This window comes from Flavicella sp., assembly GCF_029238425.1.
Taxonomy (GTDB): domain Bacteria; phylum Bacteroidota; class Bacteroidia; order Flavobacteriales; family Flavobacteriaceae; genus Flavicella.
In genome coordinates this window covers 1-1,514 of record NZ_JAQWGB010000193.1, presented here as the reverse complement: position 1 = coordinate 1,514, position 1,514 = coordinate 1, and the positions used below count along the sequence as shown (strand labels likewise).

General features: G+C 30.8%; 2 protein-coding genes. Both read right to left on the bottom strand.

The genetic code is table 11. The annotated features are described in order from the left end of the window. Positions 1–704: HAMP domain-containing sensor histidine kinase (locus tag P8H68_RS13230; RefSeq protein ID WP_300326117.1), on the bottom strand; the 704-nt coding region annotated here is incomplete at its 3' end. Further along, on the bottom strand, positions 694–1,386 hold the full coding sequence (locus tag P8H68_RS13225; protein ID WP_300326114.1) for a response regulator transcription factor: 693 nt from the start codon (positions 1,384–1,386) through the stop codon (positions 694–696). The genes P8H68_RS13225 and P8H68_RS13230, both read right to left, overlap by 11 nt. Positions 1,387–1,514 lie beyond the last annotated feature (128 nt).

Genomic DNA, 1,514 nt, shown 5'->3' with positions numbered 1-1,514 from the left:
GCATCACCTTTTACAAAAATTGGAAATTCGTATAATTTGTCGAACCTCAAAGTCATGTTCTTCTTTTTGACTTTCATGTCAAACAGTTCAAATACATTTTGAATCATTTCTAAGCAGTTAAAAGGCTGGATCGTTAAGTTTAAATCATTGCTTTCTAATTTAGAAATCATGTCTAAATCTTTGACAATGGCTGTTAATCTTTCTACGCCAATATTCGCTCTTTCTAAATAACGTTCTCTAATTTTTTTATCATCAGCAGCTCCTTCCATCAAAGTTAATATATACCCCTGAACAGTAAATAAAGGAGTTTTTAATTCATGTGATACATTTCCTAGAAATTCTCTACGATAGGTTTCACGTTCGTTTAAAGATTCGATTTCAAGTTGTTTGTCTTCTGCAAATTTTTGCATTTCTTTAGACAGGGACTCAATATCTGGTGTAACGCTACTTTTGTTAAAGTTGTTTAAATCCAAAAGAGAAACATCTTCATAGATTTTTAAAACACGCTTGTAAATAAATTGCTCAACTCTTTTTTGAAGTATAAAAAACAAAACAGCAAAAACAATTGCTGTAGCGTAAAGAGTTGATTCAAAATCAATAATATTATATTTAAAATATAATAAAAAAGAAAAACCTCCGACTGTTAATATAGTAAACAGAACGGAAGTTATAAATGCGAATGCGTATGTTTTTTTAATTTTCATTCAGTACAAATTTGTAACCTACACCTTTCACGGTTTTAAAAAGGTTATCGCCTAGTTTTTCTCTAAGTTTTCTAATGTGAACATCAATAGTACGTCCTCCTACAACAACTTCATTCCCCCAAACTCTATCTAAAATAGTTTCTCTTTTGAATACTTTGTCTGGTTTAGAAGCTAACAAAGAAAATAATTCAAATTCTTTTCTAGGCAACACAATCTTTTCACCATTTTTTATAACCAAATAAGCCTCTCTGTCAATAATAATATCTCCCAGAGTAGTTTGGTCTGAGTCCGATGAACTTTCTTTAACCCTTCTAAGTAAAGATTTTACCTTACTTACAAGAATTTTCGGCTTTACAGGTTTGGTAATATAATCATCAGCTCCAGCATCAAATCCGGCAACTTGAGAATAATCTTCCCCTCTAGCAGTCAAAAACGAGATAATTGTATTTTCTAAACCTTCAGTATTTCTGATTTTCTCGCAAGCCTCAATACCATCCATCTCAGGCATCATGATATCTAATAATATCAGATGTGGTTTGTGTTTAATCGCTTTTTCAATAGCTTTTAGACCGTTGTTAGCAGTGTGAACCGTATATCCTTCATTTTTTAAATTGTAACCTACAATCTCTAAAATGTCTGGCTCATCATCTACAAGTAGTATTTTAATATCATTTGTTTTCATAAAGAATCAATTTTCTTGTGCAACAAAACTAAGCAATATAAAGGATGCGGAGATTTACTTTACAATCTTTTAACTTTTTTAGCTATCCTTAACATTAAGTTCACATAACAGTAAACTATTGGTAACTT

Excerpts from the sequence above, each read along its gene's own strand:
- P8H68_RS13225 (WP_300326114.1), bottom strand. The coding sequence starts at position 1,386 with ATGAAAACAAATGATATTAAAATACTACTTGTAGATGATGAGCCAGAC.